17 protein-coding genes are annotated in these 20,555 nt (G+C 70.6%); 3 read left to right on the top strand and 14 right to left on the bottom strand.

Features of this window, described 5'->3' with window-relative positions; genetic code table 11:
- The first annotated feature begins 202 nt into the window (after positions 1 to 202).
- The 3 genes from gltB to PLC66_RS00075 all read left to right on the top strand — a co-directional run bounded on the left by gltB (position 203) and on the right by PLC66_RS00075 (position 6,471).
- Positions 203 to 4,696 (top strand): glutamate synthase large subunit, encoded by a 4,494-nt coding sequence (gene gltB / locus PLC66_RS00085; RefSeq protein ID WP_324536650.1) that lies wholly within the window; start codon positions 203 to 205, stop codon positions 4,694 to 4,696.
- On the top strand, positions 4,693 to 6,165 hold the full coding sequence (locus tag PLC66_RS00080) for a glutamate synthase subunit beta (RefSeq protein WP_324536648.1): 1,473 nt from the start codon (positions 4,693 to 4,695) through the stop codon (positions 6,163 to 6,165). Before gltB ends, PLC66_RS00080 begins: the two co-directional genes overlap by 4 nt.
- A gap of 123 nt (positions 6,166 to 6,288) precedes the next feature.
- A complete protein-coding gene (locus tag PLC66_RS00075) occupies positions 6,289 to 6,471 on the top strand; it encodes a hypothetical protein (protein ID WP_324536646.1) in 183 nt (60 codons plus the stop codon).
- A gap of 54 nt (positions 6,472 to 6,525) precedes the next feature.
- Here PLC66_RS00075 and PLC66_RS00070 read toward each other — a convergent pair whose 3' ends face one another.
- The 14 genes from PLC66_RS00070 to PLC66_RS00005 form a co-directional block, all read right to left on the bottom strand.
- Positions 6,526 to 7,530 (bottom strand): adenosine deaminase, encoded by a 1,005-nt coding sequence (locus tag PLC66_RS00070; protein ID WP_324536644.1) that lies wholly within the window; start codon positions 7,528 to 7,530, stop codon positions 6,526 to 6,528.
- A gap of 91 nt (positions 7,531 to 7,621) precedes the next feature.
- The gene (locus PLC66_RS00065; RefSeq protein WP_324536642.1) at positions 7,622 to 8,197 is read right to left on the bottom strand and encodes a HupE/UreJ family protein; all 576 of its coding nucleotides are present in this window, start codon (positions 8,195 to 8,197) and stop codon (positions 7,622 to 7,624) included.
- A gap of 81 nt (positions 8,198 to 8,278) precedes the next feature.
- Entirely contained in the window at positions 8,279 to 8,911 is a 633-nt protein-coding gene (ureG, locus tag PLC66_RS00060; RefSeq protein WP_324536640.1) for an urease accessory protein UreG, read from the bottom strand.
- Entirely contained in the window at positions 8,908 to 9,606 is a 699-nt protein-coding gene (locus tag PLC66_RS00055; RefSeq protein WP_324537075.1) for an urease accessory protein UreF, read from the bottom strand. The genes ureG and PLC66_RS00055 overlap by 4 nt, the downstream gene beginning before the upstream one ends.
- Positions 9,607 to 9,608: 2 nt before the next feature.
- Positions 9,609 to 10,100: an urease accessory protein UreE gene (ureE, locus tag PLC66_RS00050; protein ID WP_324537073.1), complete on the bottom strand. Its 492-nt coding sequence runs from the start codon at positions 10,098 to 10,100 to the stop codon at positions 9,609 to 9,611.
- A gap of 86 nt (positions 10,101 to 10,186) precedes the next feature.
- Positions 10,187 to 11,938, bottom strand: coding sequence for an urease subunit alpha (gene ureC, locus PLC66_RS00045; protein WP_324536638.1), 1,752 nt, complete (start codon positions 11,936 to 11,938; stop codon positions 10,187 to 10,189).
- Positions 11,938 to 12,243 carry an urease subunit beta gene (locus PLC66_RS00040; protein WP_324536636.1) on the bottom strand — a complete coding sequence of 102 codons (306 nt, stop codon included), beginning with the start codon at positions 12,241 to 12,243 and terminating at the stop codon, positions 11,938 to 11,940. The genes ureC and PLC66_RS00040 overlap by 1 nt, the downstream gene beginning before the upstream one ends.
- A gap of 184 nt (positions 12,244 to 12,427) precedes the next feature.
- Positions 12,428 to 12,730, bottom strand: a complete 303-nt coding sequence (gene ureA / locus PLC66_RS00035; RefSeq protein ID WP_324536634.1) for an urease subunit gamma — start codon at positions 12,728 to 12,730, stop codon at positions 12,428 to 12,430.
- A gap of 39 nt (positions 12,731 to 12,769) precedes the next feature.
- Entirely contained in the window at positions 12,770 to 13,639 is an 870-nt protein-coding gene (locus PLC66_RS00030) for an urease accessory protein UreD (RefSeq protein WP_324536632.1), read from the bottom strand.
- A 193-nt stretch (positions 13,640 to 13,832) separates the two neighbouring features.
- Positions 13,833 to 15,464, bottom strand: coding sequence for a sulfatase-like hydrolase/transferase (locus PLC66_RS00025; RefSeq protein WP_324536630.1), 1,632 nt, complete (start codon positions 15,462 to 15,464; stop codon positions 13,833 to 13,835).
- A 167-nt stretch (positions 15,465 to 15,631) separates the two neighbouring features.
- Positions 15,632 to 15,787 (bottom strand): DUF2474 family protein, encoded by a 156-nt coding sequence (locus tag PLC66_RS00020; protein ID WP_324536628.1) that lies wholly within the window; start codon positions 15,785 to 15,787, stop codon positions 15,632 to 15,634.
- Positions 15,787 to 16,794: a cytochrome d ubiquinol oxidase subunit II gene (cydB, locus tag PLC66_RS00015; protein WP_324536626.1), complete on the bottom strand. Its 1,008-nt coding sequence runs from the start codon at positions 16,792 to 16,794 to the stop codon at positions 15,787 to 15,789. Before cydB ends, PLC66_RS00020 begins: the two co-directional genes overlap by 1 nt.
- Before the next feature lie 5 nt (positions 16,795 to 16,799).
- Positions 16,800 to 18,227 carry a cytochrome ubiquinol oxidase subunit I gene (locus PLC66_RS00010; protein ID WP_324536624.1) on the bottom strand — a complete coding sequence of 476 codons (1,428 nt, stop codon included), beginning with the start codon at positions 18,225 to 18,227 and terminating at the stop codon, positions 16,800 to 16,802.
- Positions 18,228 to 18,386: 159 nt separating this feature from the next.
- Positions 18,387 to 20,240 (bottom strand): MFS transporter, encoded by a 1,854-nt coding sequence (locus tag PLC66_RS00005; RefSeq protein WP_324536622.1) that lies wholly within the window; start codon positions 20,238 to 20,240, stop codon positions 18,387 to 18,389.
- Between the last annotated feature and the right edge of the window lie 315 nt (positions 20,241 to 20,555).

Genomic DNA, 20,555 nt, shown 5'->3' with positions numbered 1-20,555 from the left:
ACCCTCGCCCCGGACCCGGCCCGCGACCGGCCGGCGCCACATCCGGTCCGGCAAAGCGGCTGCGCCTGACTAGAATGCAGTTTGTACGCCGCGCACTGCGGCGCATCACGGTCCTGCCATCCGGGCCCGCAGCGGGCCGGTCGGCGCCGGGCAGGGCTGTTCGCGAGACGGCGCCAAAGGAGCGCAGCGAGGCGAAGCAGCGATGGATGCAGCGAGCCCCTGGCCAGGCCTTCACGATCGCCGCGGCGGGCGCGCCAGTTGCGGCGTGGGCGCCATCGTCGACCTGGGCGGCGGCGCCAGCCACCGTGTCGTCGCGCTGGCACTGGCCGCCCTGCAGCGGCTCGGCCACCGCGGCGCACGCGGCGCCGACGAAGCCTGCGGCGATGGCGCCGGCATCCTGCTGCAGAAACCGCATGCCTTCTTCGCCCGCATACTGCCGGGCTTGCCGGGCGCGGACGCCTACGGCGTCGGCCAGATTCTCGCCGCCCAGGACAGCGCGGGCGAAGCGATGCGCCGCCTGGTGGAGCGCGCGGCCGCCGACGACGGCTTCGAGGTCCTGGCGTGGCGGCGCGTACCCACCGAGCCCGGCGTGCTGGGACGCGCCGCCCGCCTCAGCGAGCCCGCGGTGTGGCAGTGCTTCGTGGCGCCGCGCCGGGCCTTGCCGCCGGCCACGCTGGACCTGCGCCTGTACCTGCTGCGCAGGCTCATCGAGCAGCGCGCCCGCGGCGAGCCCCCCGGGCTCTACGTCTGCTCGCTCGACCGCCGCCGCCTCGTCTACAAGGGGCTGCTCACCAGCGCCCAGCTCGCGGCCTATTACCCGGACCTGGGCGATCCGGACATGGCCTCCGCGCTGGCCCTGGTGCACGCGCGCTTTTCCACCAACACGCTGGGCGCCTGGCCGCTCGCCCACCCCTACCGCTGCATCGTGCACAACGGCGAGTTCAACACCCTGCGCGGCAACCGCAACTGGATGCGGGCGCGCGAGCAGGCCCTGGCCAGCCCGCACTTCGGCGCCGACGTCGCGCGCCTGCGCGCGCTCATCGACGAGCGCGCGAGCGACTCGGCCAGCTTCGACGCCGTGCTCGAGCTGCTGCTGCTGGGCGGACGCAGCCTGCCCCATGCATTGCGCATGATGATTCCGGAGGCCTGGGAGGGCGACCCGTCGATGGACGCCGGGCGACGCGCCTTCTACGCGTACCACGCCTGCCTGATGGAACCCTGGGACGGCCCGGCCCTGGTGGTGGCCAGCGATGGCGAGCAGGTCGCCGCGGTACTCGACCGCAACGGCCTGCGCCCCTGCCGCAGCGCGCTCACCGCCGACGGCCTGCTGGTGCTGGGCAGCGAGGCCGGACTGCTCGCGCGGCCGCCCTCGGCCTTCGTCATGAAGGGCCGGCTCAAGCCCGGCGAACTGCTGGTGGCCGACACCCGCAGCCGGCGCATCGTGCCGGAACACGAGCTGTTTGCCGGACTGACGACGGCCGCCCCCTACGCCGAGTGGCTGGCGCGCGAGCGCGTGCAGCTGGCCGCCCCCAGCCCGGCGCCCACGCCCGCGGCGACACCCTCGGCGCAGGCGGTGGCGCGCTGGCAGGCGGCTTTCGGCTACAGCCTCGAGACCTTGCGCTGCCTGCTGCAGGCGATGGCGGCCGAGGGCAAGGACCCGCTCGGCTCCATGGGCAGCGACACCCCGCCGGCCTTCCTGTCGGCGCGCCATCGCCCCCTGTTCCACTATTTCAGCCAGCTCTTCGCCCAGGTCTCGAATCCGCCCATCGATCACCTGCGCGAGGCCGTGGTGACCTCGCTCGGCGGCCAGCTCGGCCCCCAGCGCAACCTGCTGGCGGCCACGCCCGCCCACTGCCGGCGGCTGCGGCTCGAGTCGCCGCTGCTCGACGGCGACGGCCGCGCCGCCCTCGATGCCCTCCGCCCCCGCTTGCCGCTCGCCTGCCTGGACACCACCTGCGCGCCGGACGAGACCCTTGCCGCCGCGCTCGACCGCCTCGAGGCGGCAGCGCAGGCGGCGTTGGCCGGCGGCGCCGCCCTCCTCGTCCTGTCCGACCGCGACGTCGCCGCCGCGCGCATGGCGATCCCCAGCCTGCTTGCCCTGGGCGCCGTCCACCATCACCTGCTGCGTCAGGGCCTGCGCGCTGCGGCCGGCCTGGTGGTGGAGAGCGGCGAGCCCTTCGCCGTGCATCACTTCAGTACCCTCATCGGCTACGGCGCGGATGCGGTCTTCCCCTGGCTCGCCTGGCACAGCGTGGACCGGCTGGTGGCCGACGGCGAGCTCGCGGCCGACGCCGTCCTCGCCCGCCGGCGCTACCGCGCGGCGGTCGAGGGCGGGCTGCTGAAGGTCATGGCGAAGATGGGCATCTCCACGCTCGAGGCCTACAAGGGCGCGCAGCTGTTCGAGGCCGTCGGCCTCGCCCCCGAGCTGGTGCGGCGCTGCTTCGAGGGCACCAGCTGCAGCGTGCCGGGCGTGGACCTCGACGGCCTTGAGCGCGAAAGCCGCGAGCGCCATCGCCTGGCCTTCGCCAGCGGCGCTGCGGACAGCCCGGCGCTCGAGGCCGGGGGCGACTACTACTGGCGCCGTGCTGGCGAGCAGCACGCCTGGAACCCGCTGTCCATCGGCCGCCTGCAGCAGGCGGTGCGCAACGAGGACTACCGGGCCTTCACCGCCTACACCGCCGAGGTCGACGGGCTCGAACTGCCGCCTGCCAGCCTGCGCGCCCTGCTCGAGTTCGTGCCCGACCCGGCCGGCGGCATCCCGGTCGACGAGGTCGAGCCGGTGGAGGCGATCCTGCCGCGCCTGTCGACCGGCTCGATGTCCTTCGGCGCGCTGTCGCGCGAGGCGCACGAGGCGCTGGCCATCGCCATGAACCGGATCGACGGCAAGGCCGGCTCGGGCGAGGGCGGCGAGCATCCGGAGCGCTTCGGCACGGCGCGCGCCTGCTCGATGAAGCAGGTCGCCAGCGGGCGCTTCGGCGTCACCATCGAGTACCTCGCCGGCGCGCGCCAGATCGAGATCAAGATGGCCCAGGGCGCCAAGCCCGGCGAGGGCGGCGAGCTGCCCGCCGGCAAGGTGGATGCGGACATCGCCGCCGCGCGCCACACCACGCCGGGGGTGGGGCTGATCTCGCCGCCGCCGCACCACGACATCTACTCCATCGAGGACCTGGCCCAGCTCATCCACGACCTCAAATGCACCAACCCCGGCGCCGAGGTGCACGTCAAGCTGGTGGCCGAGGCCGGCGTCGGCACCATCGCCGCCGGCGTGGCCAAGGCCCGCGCCGACGCCATCCTGATCAGCGGCGACAGCGGCGGCACCGGGGCGGCCCTGAAGACCTCGATCAAGAACGCGGGCGCGCCGTGGGAGCTCGGCCTGGCCGAAACCCAGCAGGTGCTGCTCGCCAACGGCCTGCGCTCGCGCGTCCGGCTGCGGGTCGACGGTGGCCTGCGCAGCGGCCGCGACGTCGCCATCGCCGCGCTGTTCGGCGCCGAGGAGTTCGGCTTCGGCAGCGCGGCCTTGGTCGCGCTCGGCTGCATCATGTTGCGCAAGTGCCACTGCAACACCTGCAGCGCCGGCATCGCCACCCAGGACCCGGCGCTGCGGGCGCGCTTCGCCGGGCGACCGGAACATGTCGTCACCCTGATGCGCTTCATCGCCCGGCAGCTGCGCGAGATCATGGCGCGCCTGGGCTTTCGCCGCGTCGATGACATGATCGGCCGCGTCGACCGCCTGCGCCAGCGCCCGGTGGCCCTTGCGAAGGGGATCCGCACCGACCTGTCGCGCCTGCTGCACCGCCCGCTGGCCGAGGACGCACCGCGCTGCACCCGCCAACAGGATCACCAGCTCGAGGCCCAGCCCGACCACCGGCTCGTAGCTGCGGCCGCGGCGGCGATCGCGCGCGGCGAGGCGGTGCACCTGGCCCTCGAAGTCGGCAACGGCGACCGCGCCGTCGGCGCCCTGCTGTCGGGCGAGCTCGTGCGCCGCCGCGGCCGCGCCCCGCCGCTCGCAGCCGCCACCGTGAGCGTGCACTGCCACGGCACCGCAGGCCAGAGCTTCGGCGCCTTCCTCGCCACCGGCATTGAGCTGCGGTTGCGCGGCGAAGCCAACGACTATGCCGGCAAGGGCCTGTCGGGCGGGCGCCTGGTGGTGGCGACGCCGGCCGATGCGGGCTACGCCGCCGCGGCCAACATCATCGTCGGCAACGCGGTGCTGTACGGTGCGACCAGCGGCGAGGCCTATTTCAACGGCCTGGCCGGCGAGCGCTTCGCGGTGCGCAATTCGGGCGCGCTGGCCGTCGTCGAGGGCACGGGCGACCACGCCTGCGAATACATGACCGGCGGGGCGGTGGTGATCCTCGGCGCCACCGGGCGCAACTTCGGCGCCGGCATGAGCGGCGGCGAGGCCTATGTGCTGGACGAGGACGGACGCTTCCCCACCCGGCTCAATGCCGACATGGTCCGCCTCGAGACCGTCGAGGACGCCGACGACCTCGCCCTGCTGCTGCACCTGCTGCGCAACCATGTCGCGCTCACCGGCAGCGCCCTCGCCCGCCGCGTGCTGGCGCACTGGCCCACGCTGCGCCCGTGCTTCGTCAAGGTCATGCCGCTTGCCCACGCGGCCCGGCTCGCGCGCGCACGCACGCCGGCGCGCGCGCTGCCCGCCGCCACCGCCGTGCCCGAGGCCGACAGCCGATGAGCGAACGCCATCCCGACGGCTTCCTGAAGCGCGGCCGCCAGCCGCTCGCCTACCGCGACCCGCGTCAGCGCATCGCCGACTACGACGAGATCCTTGCCGGCTGGCAGGCGGACGCCATCCAGGCCCAGGGCGAGCGCTGCATGGATTGCGGCGTACCCACCTGCATGGCGGGCTGTCCGCTGGGCAACCTGATCCCCGACTGGAACGACCTGGTGAGCCGCCAGCGCTGGCGCGAGGCCCTGGTACGCCTGCACGCCACCAACAATTTTCCCGAGTTCACCGGCTACACCTGCCCGGCGCCGTGCGAGCCGGCCTGCGTGCTGGGGCGCGACGACGAGGCGGTGAGCATCAAGGCCATCGAGCGGGCGATCGTCGACATGGGCTGGGAGCAGGGCTGGATCCGCCCCGAGCCGCCACCGCATCGCAGCGGCCAGCACGTCGCGGTGGTGGGCAGCGGGCCGGCGGGGCTGGCCTGCGCGCAGCAGCTCAACCGTGCCGGCCATGCGGTCACCGTGTTCGAGCGCAGCGAGGTGGTCGGCGGCCTGATGGCATTGGGCATCCCGGACTTCAAGATCGCCAAGCACCGCGTGGCGCGCCGCGTGGCCCAGCTCGCCGCCGAGGGCGTGCGCTTCCTGACCGGGCACTGCGTGGGCCGCGACCCCAGCCTCGCGCAGCTGCGCGCCCGCTTCGACGCGGTGTGCCTCGCCATCGGAGCGGGCGCCGCGCGCGATCTCGCGCTGCCGGGGCGCGGCCTGGCGGGGGTCGACCTGGCGATGGACTTCCTCGTCGCCGAGAACCGCCGTCAGGCCGGACGCGCCGCCGCCCCGCACATCGACGTGCACGGCCAGCGCGTACTGGTGCTCGGCGGCGGCGACACCGGGGCGGACTGTGTGGCCACCGCCCACCGCCAGGGCGCCTGCGCCGTGACCCAGGTGAGCGTGCGCGGCGCCCCGCCCTTGCAGCGCGCGCCCGGCAATCCCTGGCCGCAGTGGCCGCGCATCCGGCGCCGCAGCTATGCGCTCGAGGAGGGGGGCGAGGAAGCGTTCGCGCTCGACGCCGTGGCCTTCCTCGAGGCCGCCGGCCGCGGCCGCGTCGCCGCCATGCAGTTCGAGCGGGTGGCCTGGACCTACGACGGCCAGGGGCGGCGACGCGGCCGGCAGGTGCTCGACCCCGAGGTGGTGCTGCCCGCCGACCACGTGCTGATCGCCATCGGCTTCGCCGGGCCGGACCTCGCGCCCTTCGCCGGCACCGGACTCGGACCCGGCCCGCGCGGCACCCTGGCCACCGATGCGGCGATGATGAGCAGCCTGCCCGGCGTGTTCGTCGCCGGCGACGCCCGCCGCGGCGCCTCGCTGGTGGTGTGGGCGATCGGCGAGGGACGCGACGCCGCGCGCCAGATCGACCTCTACCTGCGCGGCCACAGCGAGCTGCCGGCCAGCCTGATGAGCCCCAATCCGCCGCTGGCCTGAGGCGGCGCGCGCCCGGCGCGAACGATCGCGAATCAGGGATCGCGCCGGGCCGCTCGGCACTCTAAACTTAGGTCGGACCATCACGAGGGTCCGCATCCGGAGATCCTGATCCAGGAGAAGGACATGAACGCCCAGCCCATCGTCGACCAACCGGGCGCCCCCACCACGGACGAACTCAAGGAATCCTACGAGGCGGCCCTGCGCATCACCCGCGCCCGCCTCGAGAAGGATCGCCGCCTGAAGGAAGTGGAGCGCGAGACGCTGCAGAACAGCCCCCACGAGGTGCACACCGCCATCGGCGACTGAGGGCCGTCGCCAGCCGCCCTCCCCGTCCGGCCGTCCACCGGCGCGCGACGCGCCTCAGGCCGGCATCGCGTCCAGGCGCTCGAGCCAGGGCGCGCGCAGCCCTTCGGGCACGAAGCTGGCTTCCAGGCTGTTGCGCGCAATGTGCTTGAGCTGGGCACGGGTCAGGCCCAGCGCCTGCGCGGTGTCGATGTAGTTCTGTGCGATGTAGCCACCGAAATAGGCCGGATCGTCGGAGTTGATCGTGACCCTCAGGCCGGCGTCGAGCAGTTGGCCGAGGTTGTGTTGCGCAAGCGTCGGGAACACGCACAGCTTGACGTTCGACAGCGGACACACCGTCAGTGCCACCTGCTCGCGCGCCAGCCGTTCGAGCAAGGCGGGATCCTCGGCGGCGCGCACGCCGTGGTCGATGCGCTCGACACCGAGGATGTCCAGGGCCTCGACGATATAGGCTGGCGGCCCTTCCTCGCCGGCATGGGCGACGACATGCAGGCCGAGCTCGCGGCAGCGCGCGAACAGGCGCGCGAACTTGCTCGGCGGATGGCCTTTCTCGGACGAGTCCAGGCCTACGCCGTGGATGCGTGCCAGATGCGGCAGCGCCTGTGCCAGCGTGGCCAGGCCCTCGTCCTCGCTCAGGTGGCGCAGGAAGCACAGGATCAGCCGTGAGCTGATGCCCCAGCGCGCCTGCGCCTCGCCACAGGCGCGCTCCAGGCCGTCGAGCACGGTGTCGAAGGCGACGCCGCGGGCGGTGTGGGTCTGCGGGTCGAAGAACAGTTCGGCATGTACCACGCCGTCGGCGTGGGCGCGCTCGAAGTAGGCCAGCGCGAGCTCGAAGAAATCCTGCTCGTGGATCAGCGCCGCCGCACCGGCGTAGTAGAGATCGAGAAAGCTCTGCAGATCGCTGAAGGCGTAGGCGGCGCGCGTGGCCGCGACGCTGTCCCAGGGCAGCGCCACGCCGTTGCGGCGGGCGAGCTCGAACATCATCTCGGGTTCGAGCGTGCCTTCGATGTGCAGGTGCAGCTCGGCCTTGGGCAGGCTGCGAACGAAGTGATCGAGATCCATGGCGCCCTCCTTGCAGATCACCGCATGCTAGCGCCAAACGCCCGGCGGCGGCGCCTGCCGCCGCATCGGGCGCAGGCGCGGACGGGCGGCATCAGGCGCCGAGCAGCACAGCGCCGGTACCGGCGATGGCGCCGCCGGCCACGCGCCGGATGCGCTCACCGCCCCGGGTCTGCGGCGTCCACCGCGCCAGCGCATAGCCGGCGCCATGCAACAGGGCGGTGGCGAGCGCAAAGCCGACGGCGTAGGTGGCGAGGCTGGCGCCGCCCATCTCGGCGTGGTGGGCGTGGCCGTGGAACAGCGCGAAGACCGCCACCAGCGGCAGGCTCGCTGCCAGCGGCAGGCGCGCGGCGAGCGCGATCAGCAGGCCGAACACCAGCACCGAGGCGGCGATGCCGGCCTCGACCGCGGGCAGGGCGAGGCCGAGCACGCCCAGTCCGGCACCGGCCAGCATCGCCAGCACGAAGCCGGCCGGCAGCATCCAGCGCGCGCGGCCCGACTGGCGCGCGGCAAGCAGGCCCACGGCGAGCATCGCGAGCAGGTGATCGAGGCCGCCGAGCGGGTGGGCGAAGCCGGTGACAAAGCTCGCGGCCTCATGGCCCGGGTGGGCGAGCGCGGCGCCGGAGCTGGTGGCGAGCACCACGGCGGCGAGGGCGGAAGGGGTTCTCATGGCGGGGACTCCTGCGGTTACGTGATCGGTGGGCGGGCAGCGGTGGGCGGGCAGCGCCGGGCTGGCGTCCTTGGGCTGGCGTCAGGCGGCGACGAGCAGGCCCTGGCGCTCGATGAAGTCGATGATATCGGCAAGCCCCTGGCCGGTCTTCTGGTTGGAGAAGACGAAGGGGCGCGCGCCGCGCATCTTGCGCGCATCGCGATCCATGACCTCGAGCGAGGCACCGACCAGGGGCGCGAGGTCGATCTTGTTGATGACGAGCAGATCGCTGCGGGTGATGCCGGGGCCGCCCTTGCGCGGAATCTTGTCGCCGGCGGAGACGTCGATGACGTAGATCGTCAGGTCGGACAGCTCGGGCGAGAAGGTCGCCGCCAGGTTGTCGCCGCCGGACTCGACGAAGATGATGTCGAGCCCCGGAAAGCGCGCGTTGAGGCGATCGACCGCCTCGAGGTTGATCGAGGCGTCCTCGCGGATCGCGGTGTGCGGGCAGCCGCCGGTCTCGACGCCGATGATGCGCTCGGGCGCGAGCGCCTCGTTGCGCACCAGGAACTGGGCGTCCTCGGCGGTGTAGATGTCGTTGGTGACGACGGCGATGTTGTACTTGTCGCGCAGCGCCAGGCACAGCGCCAGGGTCAGCGCCGTCTTGCCGGAGCCGACCGGCCCGCCGATGCCGACACGCAGCGGGCCGCGGTGCTTGGGAAAGTCCATGCTCATGATCTGAACAGCCTCGTGTATTGGGTTTCGTGCCGGCTGCTGGCGATCGCCAGGCCGGGGGTGTAGTTGCTCCAGCGCGCCTCGGGCAGGTTCAGCGCCTGCTCGACCAGCGCCGGGATGCGCTCGCCGAGCGTGGCGAGCAGGCGCTGGCCGGCGCTCTGGCCGAGCGGCACCGCCTTCACCGCCGCCATCACCTGGTTCTCGGCCCAGGCCCAGAGGTAGGCGGCCAGCGCCTGCGCGACCGGCACCTGCCAGGCTGCGGCCGCGGCCGACCAGGCGCTGGGGAAGCAGGGCGTGTCGATCGCCAGCAGGCGCGCGCGCCAGCCCGGCAGCGCGGCAAAGGCCTCGAGCTCGGTCAGCAGCTTGACCAGCGACCAGCCCATCTGCACCGTCTCGGCGCGCAGCTCGGCGGTCTCGCGGCTGGCGAGGAAGTCGGCGTTGAGCCGCAGCACCTCCGCGTCATCGCCAGCGCCCCAGGCGGCGAGCTGCCCCGCCAGCAGCGGCGCCTCGAAGCGCGCCACGCTCCACGCCAGCAGATCGCCGATCCAGGCCGCAGCGTCCGCCTCCCTGGCCACCACGCCGCTCTCCACCGCCCACTCCAGGCCTTGCGAGTAGGTGTAGGCGCCGACCGGCAGCGCAGGGCTGGCCAGCTGCAACAAGCGCAACAGGGGCAGCAGCGGCGCCGCCGCGTGCATGCTCACTGCCCCGCCATCAGGTGGATGCGCGCGCCGCTGCCGTCGCCCGGGTGCTGGTGGCCCGGCGCGTAGGCGCCCGCCTCGGGCTCGAAGGGCGCGCGCAGGGAGCTGACCAGCGCACCCAGCCCGACCAGCATGCCCTCGAGCACATGGTCGGCCTGGATGCGCAGCCAGTCGCCGCCGGCGTCCCGCCCGACCTGAACCGCGACGTGGCGGTTGCCCAAATGAAAGGCCGCGCGGGCCAGATCCGTGGAACTCGCGCAGCGCGCTTCGAGCAGATCCTCGTCGGCCGCGACCACGGCGATGACCCGGCCGTCGTTGGCGCGCAGCCTGTCGCCGCCGCGCAGGACGGTGCCGCGCGGCAGGAACAGGCCGACCTCCGCGCCCGAAGCCAGGCGCGCGCGCAGGCGACTCTTGGTCCGTGTGTTGAAGTCCAGCTCGAGGCGATCGGTGGCCGGCGCATCATCGCAGCACAGCCCTTCGACAAGGCACATCGCCCCGGACGGCGGGGCCGGCGCGGCGACCGGCACGACCGCGGCAGGCTGGGAGTCGATCAGGGTGGGAGCAGTCATGAGGGTTCTCAGAACAGGAAATAGCGCTGCGCCATCGGCAGCACCTCGGCGGGTGCGCAGCTAAGGTGCTCGCCGTCGGCGCGCACGATGTAGGTCTCGGGATCGACCTCGATCGCCGGCGTGGCGTCGTTCAGCACCATGTCGGCCTTGCTCACCTTGCGGCAGCCCTTGACCGCCACGAGCGGCTTCTGCAGCCCGAGCGCGGCGACCTCGGCGTTGTGCAGGGCGGCCTGCGACACGAAGGTCACCGAGGTCTTCACCGCCTTGCCGAAGCTGCCGAACATCGGCCGGTAATGCACCGGCTGCGGGGTCGGGATCGACGCATTGGGGTCGCCCATCGCCGCCGCGGCGATCATCCCGCCCTTGAGGATCAGGCTCGGCTTGACGCCGAAGAAGGCCGGACGCCACAGCACCAGGTCGGCGAGCTTGCCGGGCTCGATCGAGCCCACCTCGTGCGCGATGCCATGGGTGATCGCCGGGTTGATCGTGTACTTGGCGATGTAGCGCTTGACGCGGAAATTGTCGTTGAGCGCACTTTCCTCGATCACCGCGACTGCGTCCGGCACTGCCGCCGCGGCGCTGCGCCTCGGCGCCAGCCAGCCGCGCTGCAGCTTCATCTTGTGCGCCGTCTGCCAGGTGCGGATCACCACCTCGCCCACCCGGCCCATCGCCTGCGAGTCCGACGACATCATCGAGAACGCCCCCGTGTCGTGCAGGATGTCCTCGGCGGCGATGGTCTCGCGCCGGATGCGCGACTCGGCAAAGGCCACGTCCTCGGCGATGCTCGGGTCGAGGTGGTGGCACACCATCAGCATGTCGAGGTGCTCGTCGATGGTGTTGACGGTGTACGGCCGCGTCGGGTTGGTCGACGACGGCAGCACGTTGGGCCGGCTGATCGCGCGGATGATGTCCGGCGCATGGCCGCCGCCCGCGCCTTCGGTGTGGAAGGTGTGGATGGTGCGGCCCTTGAACGCGGCGAGCGTGGTCTCGACGAAGCCGGACTCGTTGAGCGTGTCGGTGTGGATGGCGACCTGGATGTCCATCTCGTCAGCCACCGTCAGGCAGTTGTCGATCGCCGCCGGCGTCGTGCCCCAGTCCTCGTGCAGCTTGAGGCCGATCACCCCGGCCTGCACCTGCTCCTTAAGCGGCGCCGGCAGGCTGGCGTTGCCCTTGCCGAAGAAGCCAAGGTTCATCGGAAAGGCCTCGGCCGCCTCCAGCATGCGGTGGATGTGCCACGGCCCCGGCGTGCAGGTGGTGGCGAAGGTGCCGGTCGCCGGCCCGGTGCCACCGCCGAGCATGGTGGTGACGCCCGACATCAGCGCCTCCTCGATCTGCTGCGGGCAGATCCAGTGGATGTGGCTGTCGATGCCGCCCGCGGTGAGGATCATGCCCTCGCCGGCGATCACCTCGGTGCCGGCACCGATCGGGATCGTCACCCCGGGCTGGATGTCCGGGTTGCCGCCCTTGCCGATCCGCCAGATGCGCCCGTCCTTGAGTCCGACGTCGGCCTTCACGATGCCGACCACCGCATCGACGATCAGCGCGTTGGTGATGATGGTGTCCGCCACGTCGGCGGCCACGCCCTGGCCCTGGCCCATGCCGTCGCGGATCACCTTGCCACCGCCGAACTTCACCTCCTCGCCGTAGATCGTGAAGTCGTGCTCCACCTCGATCACCAGCTCGGTATCGGCCAGCCGCAGCCGGTCGCCCACCGTGGGGCCGAACATCTCCGCGTAGGCGCGGCGCGAGATCTCCGCCATCACAGTGCTCCCATGACCAGGCCGTTGAACCCGTACACCTCACGCTCGCCATCGAGCGCCACCAGCTCCACCGTGCGCGACTGCCCGGGCTCGAAGCGCACCGCGGTGCCCGCCGCGATGTTCAACCGGAAGCCGCGCGCCGCGCCGCGGTCAAAGTCGAGCGCGGTGTTGGTCTCGGCGAAGTGATAGTGCGAACCGACCTGGATCGGGCGGTCGCCGGTGTTGCTGACGACGAGGGTCAGCGTAGCGCGACCGACGTTGAGTTCGATGTCGCCATCGGCGACGAAATACTCTCCGGGGATCATCCGTTCTTCTCCCAGTGGCAGCGAAGCGGGGCGGTCGCACGATGCGGTAGCAATCGGCATGTCGGGTGTTTGCAGAGCAGGCGAGGACTGTCCGAGCCCGCAGGGCGAGTTCCGCAGCCTGCGGCGCAAATACCCGGCGTGGCGATTGCGGGCAGCGCGCGAAAAGACAACATGTCCAGGCGCCTCAAACGATCGGGTTGTGCACCGTGACAAGCTTCGTCCCGTCCGGAAACGTCGCCTCCACCTGGATGTCGGGAATCATCTCCGCCACCCCCTCCATCACTTCGTCCCGCGTCAGCAGCGTCGCCCCATCGCTCATCAGCTCGGCCACGCTGCGGCCATCGCGCGCGCCCTCCAGGATCGCGCAGGTGATCAAGGCCACCGCCTCCGGATAGTTCAGCTTCAGGCCGCGGGCGCGCCGGCGCTCGGCCAGCAGGCCGGCAGTGAAGATCAGCAGCTTGTCCTTCTCGCGTGGGCTCAGTTCCATCGTGTCCTCCACGGCGCCCCTGCGCCGCTCGTGCGTTGTTCAGGTGTTCCAGATCCGCGGCGTCCGCGCCGCACGCCCGCCAACGGCCGGTCGCGCACTCGCCCACAGGCGCGCGAACCACTCGCGCCCCGGCTCGCATGCCGGCCCCAGCCAGCGCGCGACCAGCAGGCCGGGCAGCAGCGTCACGCCGCCCTCGCCCGCCAGCGGCACAGCCTCGCGCCACGCCGCCAGCAAGCCCGCATCGCAGCGCGGCGAGGCGACCACGAAACTGGCGCTGACCGGCTGCGCCTGCAGCCCGACCGACGCCCCCAGCAGCGCCCCGCCGCCGCCGACCACGCCACGCTCCAGCCACAGCGGGCGCCCGTCGCGCTCGATACGGGTGCGCAGCGCCAGTTCGCCGTGGCCGAAGCGCTCGCCCGAGGCCGTGCGGCCGAAGCAGAGCATCTCGCTGCCGATGAAGCAGGCATCGCCATGCAGGCGCACCTCGGTGAGCAGCTCGCCGCGCGCACCGTCATAGACGATGCTCTCCTGCGGCAGGAACTCGCACACGCCACCCGCCGCCACCTCGATACGCTGCTCCAGACGGCCCTGCGGGCCGGCACTGCGATACCACTTGCCCGCCCCGGGCGTCGTCACCAGCACATGCGCCCCGTCCTCCAGCGCCAGATCGACACGCAGCGCGTCACCGCCTGCGATGCCGGCCGGTGGATGCACCAGGATGGTATGGCATACCGCGTCACCTTCCGGATACAGCGATCGCTGCACCCGCAATGGGCCGCGATGGGCATTGCGAACCAGCACCGTGCGTCCGCCGCGACGCTGATAGCGCAGCTGCAGCTCGGCCTGCCAGCCGCCGGGGGCGGGACAGCCAGTCTGCAAAGGGGCGCGTAACTCGCTCACGGCGTTCATGCCGATCCATTAAGCAAACAACGGGCCAAGTCTATGCAGACGCCGCCAGGGCCGTGATTGCATCCGCAACCCCTCGCGCCGGCGCGCGCCCGGCGACAGCCGGGAAGGCGCTCGGGTGCACTCGCCGCAGACGCATGCACCAGCGCGGGGCGTGCGCGCACTCATGCACCACATCGGTGCATGCACCTTCCCCTCAGGGATCGATATGCTGCTCGCGACGCACTGGATCACCCGACCCGGGCGCATGGCCGATGCGTGTCATCTGCACCGCCTCAGTGACCGCGGTTGCCGCCGGAACCACGGCGACCGGCGCCTCGGGCAGCGGCTCCCACAGCGCCCGGTAGGCCGGGCTGTCGTTCATCAGCTGCTCGCTCATGCGCGCAATCCGATCCGCCGGACGCTGCGTGCGCAGCGGCCCGAGCGCGGAATAGCCCAGACCGGCGCGATCACCCTTCACTTCGAGGCCGACGAAATCGAGCAAGGTCGGCAGCATGTCGAAGTGCGTGAGCACCCCGGTGTTGGGCGCCAGCTGGTGGTCGTCGCTGATGAACAGGTTGAAGATGCGGCGCTCGGGGTTCTGCACCAGCCGGGGCCAGGACGTGTTGCCCATCGCCAGGTGGTCGCCCTGCACGACGATGGCGACGCGATCGAGCCAACCGCGGGCGATGATGTGCTCGATGAAGTCCGCCACCAGCCCGGCGGTGCACTCGACGAGGCCATCGAAATCCTGATACCCCTGACGCCGGCAATGCGGCGACAGGTGACCGTAGGGGTGGTGGGTGTCGATCGTCAGCAGCGTGAGGTTGAACGGCCGCCGCGCGGCCATCAGGTGCTCGAGCTCGCTGCTTGCGTGCGCGAACAGGTCGGGGTCACGCAAGCCCCAGGCATTCATGCCGGCCTCCGGCTCGCCGGCGGCGATCCACTCCTCGCGCCCCATCACCTTGTGGTAGCGGTGGTCGCGGAAAAACTTGCCCACGCCGGCGAACTCGAGGCTGGGGCCATTCAGGAACACGTTGGTGTAGCCCTCGGCGGCGAGGATGTCGCCCAGGCAGCGCGCCCGTGGCAGGTAGCGCTCGAGCCGCTCGCCCTGCACGTTGCCGCCGTACATGGCCACCGACTTCAGCGGCAGGCCGCATTGCGTCGCCACCAGGCTGGCTATGGTGAAATGGGCGCCCATCAGCTCTCGGTAATCCTCGAACTGGATCACGCCCGGCCGCGCCTTGAGGGCATTCAGGCGATGCAGCAGATCGCGGCCGAACAGCGCCGGATCGGCGTAGCTGTTTTCCAGGCTCTCGACGTAGATCAGCACCAGGCTCTTGGGCGGCTTGCGCCCGCGCTCGAGCGTGATCCGCGCCGGATCGACGTACGCGTACGTGAAGTAGTCCTCGCCAAAATAGCCGCGAACATAGCGCGCCACCGAGAAACCATCGACGAAGAACGCGACACCGGCGCCGAGCACGACCAGCGGCACGATCCGCGGCAAGGTATGTTGCGCGGCATGGCGCAGCACGACCAGCAGTCGCTGCCCGGCGGCACGCAGCCACGGTCGCGGCCAGGCCTCGGGATGCGCGCGCAGATACCGCACCCACGCATCGAGCCCCCACAGCAACGCAGCCAGCGCGAGCGGCAGCACAAGACCGCGCCACAAGAAACGATGAAGGATCTCTGGGTCGCTTGTGAGGACCCCCGCGGCCCCGAAACGCAGGTGATAGAGCACCTGGTCGATGCTGACCCGACCGAACTCCTCATGCAGCCAGCGCGGGATCGCATACAGCAGACAGCCAAGCAGGATGGCCAGAAATCTGAGCAGTTTTCCGACGCGCATGCAGCCCCCGCGAAGGCAGTACCCGGTGCAATCCTGAAAATCGTCGCACGCACAAGCGTCTGTAATGGTACTGCAACGCCCTTGCAATACGGGCGACATTTGTCACCGCGTGTGGCAAGACCGCGCGCTCGTCGGCTCAAAAGCCTATCGGCGTGGGAAACGCGACCTCAGCCCTTCATGCCGATCGCGTCCATGGCCAGGCGCAACAGCCAGGCCGCGAGGCCAAGGGCCAGCACGCCGCCCGCCCAGATCGCGACGAACCACGCGAGCCGCCGCCAGGATGAGCCCGGCGCCGGCTCAGGCTTGTGCTGTCGATTTTCCATCAGTGATAGCCGTCCTCCGGGCGAACCTTGCCGCGGAACACGTAGTATGACCAGGCGGTGTACATCAGGATGAAGGGAATGATGAACAGCGCCCCCACCAGCGTGAAACCCTGGCTCTGGGGCGGAGCGGCAGCGTCCCAGATGGTGATATCGGGCGGGATGATCATTGGCCACACGCTGATCGCCAGGCCGGTGTAGCCCAGGAAGACCAGCCCCAGCACGTAGAGGAAGGGCGCCGCGTGCGGCGCGCCGCGCAGCGAACGCAGCAGCTGCACCGCGCAGAACACCACCAACAGTGGCACCGGCGCGAACCAAAGCAGCTGGGGCCACGCGAACCAGCGTGCGGCGATGCCCGGGTGGGCGAGCGGCGTCCAGATGCTGACCGCGACGACGAAGGCAAGCAGTGCCCACAGCAGCGGTCCGGTCAGCCGGATCATCGCTGCCTGCAACGCGCCTTCGGTCTTCAGGATCAGCCAGGTGCTGCCGAGCACGGCATAGGTCACGACCACGCCCAGCCCGGCAAACAGCGGGAAGGGCGCGAACCAGTCGAAGGCGTCGCCGGCGAAGGCGCGGTCCACCACCGGAATGCCCTCGATGTAGGCACCGAGCGCGACACCCTGGAAGAACGCGGCCGCGACCGAACCGACGATGAAGGCCTTGTCCCACAGGTGGCGTTCATGGTCATGCGCCTTGAAGCGGAACTCGAAGGCCACGCCGCGCAGGATCAGCCCGAGCAGCATGAAGATCAGCGGCAGGTAGAGCGCGCTCAGCACCACCGCGTACGCCAGCGGAAAGGCGGCGAGCAGCCCGGCGCCGCCCATCACCAGCCAGGTCTCGTTGCCGTCCCACACCGGGGCGACGGTGTTCATCATGACGTCGCGGTCATGGCGGTCGGGCGCGAAGGGGAAGAGGATCCCGATGCCGAGGTCGAAGCCGTCCATGACGACGTACATCATGACCCCGAAGAAGATGATCAGGATCCAGATCAGCGAGAAATCGATACCCATGGTCTTCAGCTCCTGTGCGCCGCGGCGCGGAGGTCGTCGTCGGTTGCGGCCGAGATCGGACGCATCTGCTGGCGCTCATGCCCCGGTCCGCCGACCAGGCCGGTATCGCCCTCGTGCAGTTCCGGCCCCTTGCGCACCAGGCGCAGCATGTAGGCAATGCCGACGCCGAACACGACGCAATACACGACGATGAACAGCCCGAGCGAGATCGCCAGCGGCAGCGCCTCGTGATTGGACACCGCATCGGCCGTGCGCTGCAGGCCATACACCACCCACGGCTGGCGCCCCACCTCGGTGGTGAACCAGCCGGCGAGGATCGCGATCAGGCCGGTCGGCCCCATCCACAGGGTGGCGCGCAGGAAGGCTCGCGAGCGGTAGAGCGCTTCGCCACGCCGCAGCAGCAGGCTCCAGGCGCCGAGCAGGATCATCAGCACGCCGAGGCCGACCATGATGCGGAAGGACCAGAACACCACCGCGACCGGCGGCCTGTCCTCGCGCGGGAACTCCTTCAGGCCGGCAAACTGGCCGTCCCACGAGTGCGTCAGGATCAGGCTGCCCAGGCGCGGGATCTCGATCGCGAAGCGATTCTCCTCGCGCTCCTGATCGGGCCAGGCGAAGACCACCAGGGGCACGCCCTCGCCCGGATGGTTCTCCCAGTGCCCCTCCATCGCCGCGATCTTGGCCGGCTGGTGCTTGAGCGTGTTGAGGCCGTGGAAGTCGCCGATCACCGCCTGGATCGGCGCCACCACCACAAGCATCCACATTGCCATCGACAGCATCTTGCGGATCGCCGGATTGTCACGGCCGCGCAGCAGCTGCCAGGCCGCGGAGGCCGCCACGAACAGCGCGGTGGCAAGGAAGGCCGCCACCGTCATGTGCAGCAGCCGGTAGGGGAAGGACGGGTTGAAGATCACCGCCAGCCAGTCGACCGGCACGGCGCGGCCATCGATGATCTCGAATCCGGCCGGCGTCTGCATCCAGCTGTTGGAAGCCAGGATCCAGGTGGTCGAGATCAGCGTGCCGATCGACACCATCAGGGTGGAGAAGAAATGCAGCCCCGGGCCGACCCGGTTCCAGCCGAACAGCATCACGCCGAGGAAGCCGGCCTCGAGGAAGAAGGCGGTCAGCACCTCGTAGGCCAGCAGCGGGCCGGTGACGCCGCCCGCAAAATCGGAGAAGAAACTCCAGTTGGTGCCGAACTGATAGGACATCACCAGCCCGGAGACGACCCCCATGCCGAAGTTGAGCGCGAAGATCTTGGACCAGAAATGGTAGAGATCGCGATACAGCGTCTGCCGCGTTCGCAACCAAAGGCCCTCGAGTACGACCAGGTAAGCCGCCAGGCCGATGGTGATGGCCGGGAACAGGATGTGAAACGATACCGTGAAGGCAAACTGGGCCCGGGCGAGCTCCAGTGCGGTGAATCCGAACATTCGTGTGCTCTCCGTAACTCAGCCTGGAGCGTCTCTCAGGCGAAAGGCTGATCGCGCCGGGCCTGGCGGCTCGCAGCGCAGGACGTCCCCCTGCGGGACGCACCAAAAACAACAGCCCCGGCCGTGACGATCGGGGCTGGTGTCTTGATGCGACAGCGCTTACTGCGTCGAGCGCGCGATCAGCACCGCCATCTTCGGGTTCTGCCTGGCCACCTCCTGCGCGAGCTCGGCCTTGGCACGCTGGCCGCCTTCCTCGGTGTTGAGGATGATCAGGTCGCAGCGCAGTTGCTCGGCGAGGTCGACCACCGCCTTGCCCCGACCGAACAGCGTGGACGTCAGGATCTGGCCTTCGGCCGGCACGCCCTGGGCGTTGACCTCGTTCACATACTGCTGCAGGTTCGCCACGTGCTTCGGATCGATCGCCTTGTCGGTCTGGTTGACCTCGGCGGACAGCACGTGCTCGGGCGCGAGATACACCAGGTGGACCTTGGAGCCCGTCAGCGACACGAATTCCGACACCCGCTCGCGCGTCAGCTTGTTCCCGGTGTGATCGACCACGGCCATGATGGTGCCGTACAGACGCGACTTGGTGGCAGGCACGGCCGCCGCAGGCGCCGTGGTCGGCGCCACCGACTGCGCGACCGCCGCGGCCTTGCTCTTCGGAATGATCAGCGTGAGGGCAAGGCCGATGAGACTGATGCCACCGAGCACATAGAAGATGCTGTGCAGCTCGCCGGCGAACTTGACCGCCAGGAAGGCACCGAAGATCGGCCCGAAGATACCGCCGATGCGGCCGAAGGCAGCCGTCCAGGCGACACCGGCACCACGCACGTTGGTGCGGTAGTAGTTGGCGGCCAGGCCGTAGATCAGGGTCTGCGTCCCCGAGGTGCCCAGGCCGGTGATCGCGATCGTGAGCAGCAGCAGGGCCACGGCGATGCCGCCGACGTTGGCGAGCTGCTGGACTTCGCCGGCCTTGGCGACCGCAGGGACGTCGATCGTCGAGGCGATCATGCCGATGGCACCCATGGCGAGCGCACCGACGAGGAAGCCCAGCGCCACGATGCGCTGCGGACTGTGCTTGTCGGCCAGGGTGGAGCCGTACAAGGTACCGACCATGGCGCCGGCGTTGAGCACCAGCAGCAAGGCCAGCGAACCGTTCTGGCCCATGATCGGGAGCATGATCTTGGGCAGCCAGGTGTTCAGCGAGTACACCAGCAGCAGGCAGAACGCCGACACGAAGCCGATGACGATGGCAGGCACCAGATAGACGGTGAACAGACCGGCCCAGCCCGCACGCGCGTCGGCGGCGCTGGCGGCCGCGCTCTGCTGCGGCTTGATCTCGGTCTCGGGGATGGGCACGCCGGTGCGCTCGGAGACGCGGCGCGCTTCGTCCAGCCGGCCGCGCGAAGCCAGCCAGGCCACCGACTCGGGCATCTTCCAGATCGCCAGCGGCAACAGGGTGACAAGCGGCAGCGCACCGATCAGGAACATGCCCCGCCAGCCGATGATCGGCAGCAGGAAGATCGCCAGCAGCGCCGACAGCAGCGAACCGAGCGGGATGCCCGCATAGCAGAAGGCGGTGGCGAGGTTCTTCTTCCCCGGCGGGGCGAACTCGGCCGCCATCGCACCGGTGGTGCCGGCCAGCGCGCCGACGCCCAGGCCGGTGATGAAGCGCCAGATGCCGAAGGCGGCAACCGACTCGGTCATGGCCGACACCGCCATGGCGATCGAGAACCAGGCGATCGAGACCAGCATGACCTTGCGGCGGCCGATCAGGTCGCCCAGGGTGCCGGCGACCAGCGCGCCGAGCATCATGCCGATCATCGCGTAGGAGCCGAGCATGCCGGCCTCCTGCGGCGTCAGCGCACGGTCGCCGATCCACTTGGCGGCGTCCGGGCCCATGAAGCCGGGCAGCACGGCGCCGTAGACGACGAGGTCGTAACCATCAAAAACCAGGCCGACGAAGGCCAGGGCGATCACCCAGAAGATGGTACTGCGCCGCTTGCGCGCCATTTCCGGGCTCTCAATGGGAGCGTTCGGGTTCAAGATCTTGCCTCTCTACAGTATGTGTTGTTGGTTTGGGGCACGGGGTCGCTGAGTGCTGAAACCCCGGGGCGCAGCTCGGGAGGGTGCTGCGAAGCCTGCATTGCATCTTCAGGACAGGGGACGCGGTTTCAGGTGCCGATGCCGAACGTGTTGCGGTTGGTGACGCAGGTGATGTCGTCGTCGGAGCGCCGCGCAAGACCGGCCTGAGCTGCTTGTCTGTCCGGAGCGGGGCGGGGTCGCCGCAGCCGGCGCCCCGCCCTCGTTATCAGACGTGATAAACGT

Origin of the sequence: Thauera sp., from assembly GCF_035444905.1 — a bacterium.
Taxonomy (GTDB): Bacteria; Pseudomonadota; Gammaproteobacteria; order Burkholderiales; family Rhodocyclaceae; genus Thauera.
The sequence above is the reverse complement of the archived record's forward strand: the minus strand, read 5'-3'. Positions and strand labels throughout refer to the sequence as shown.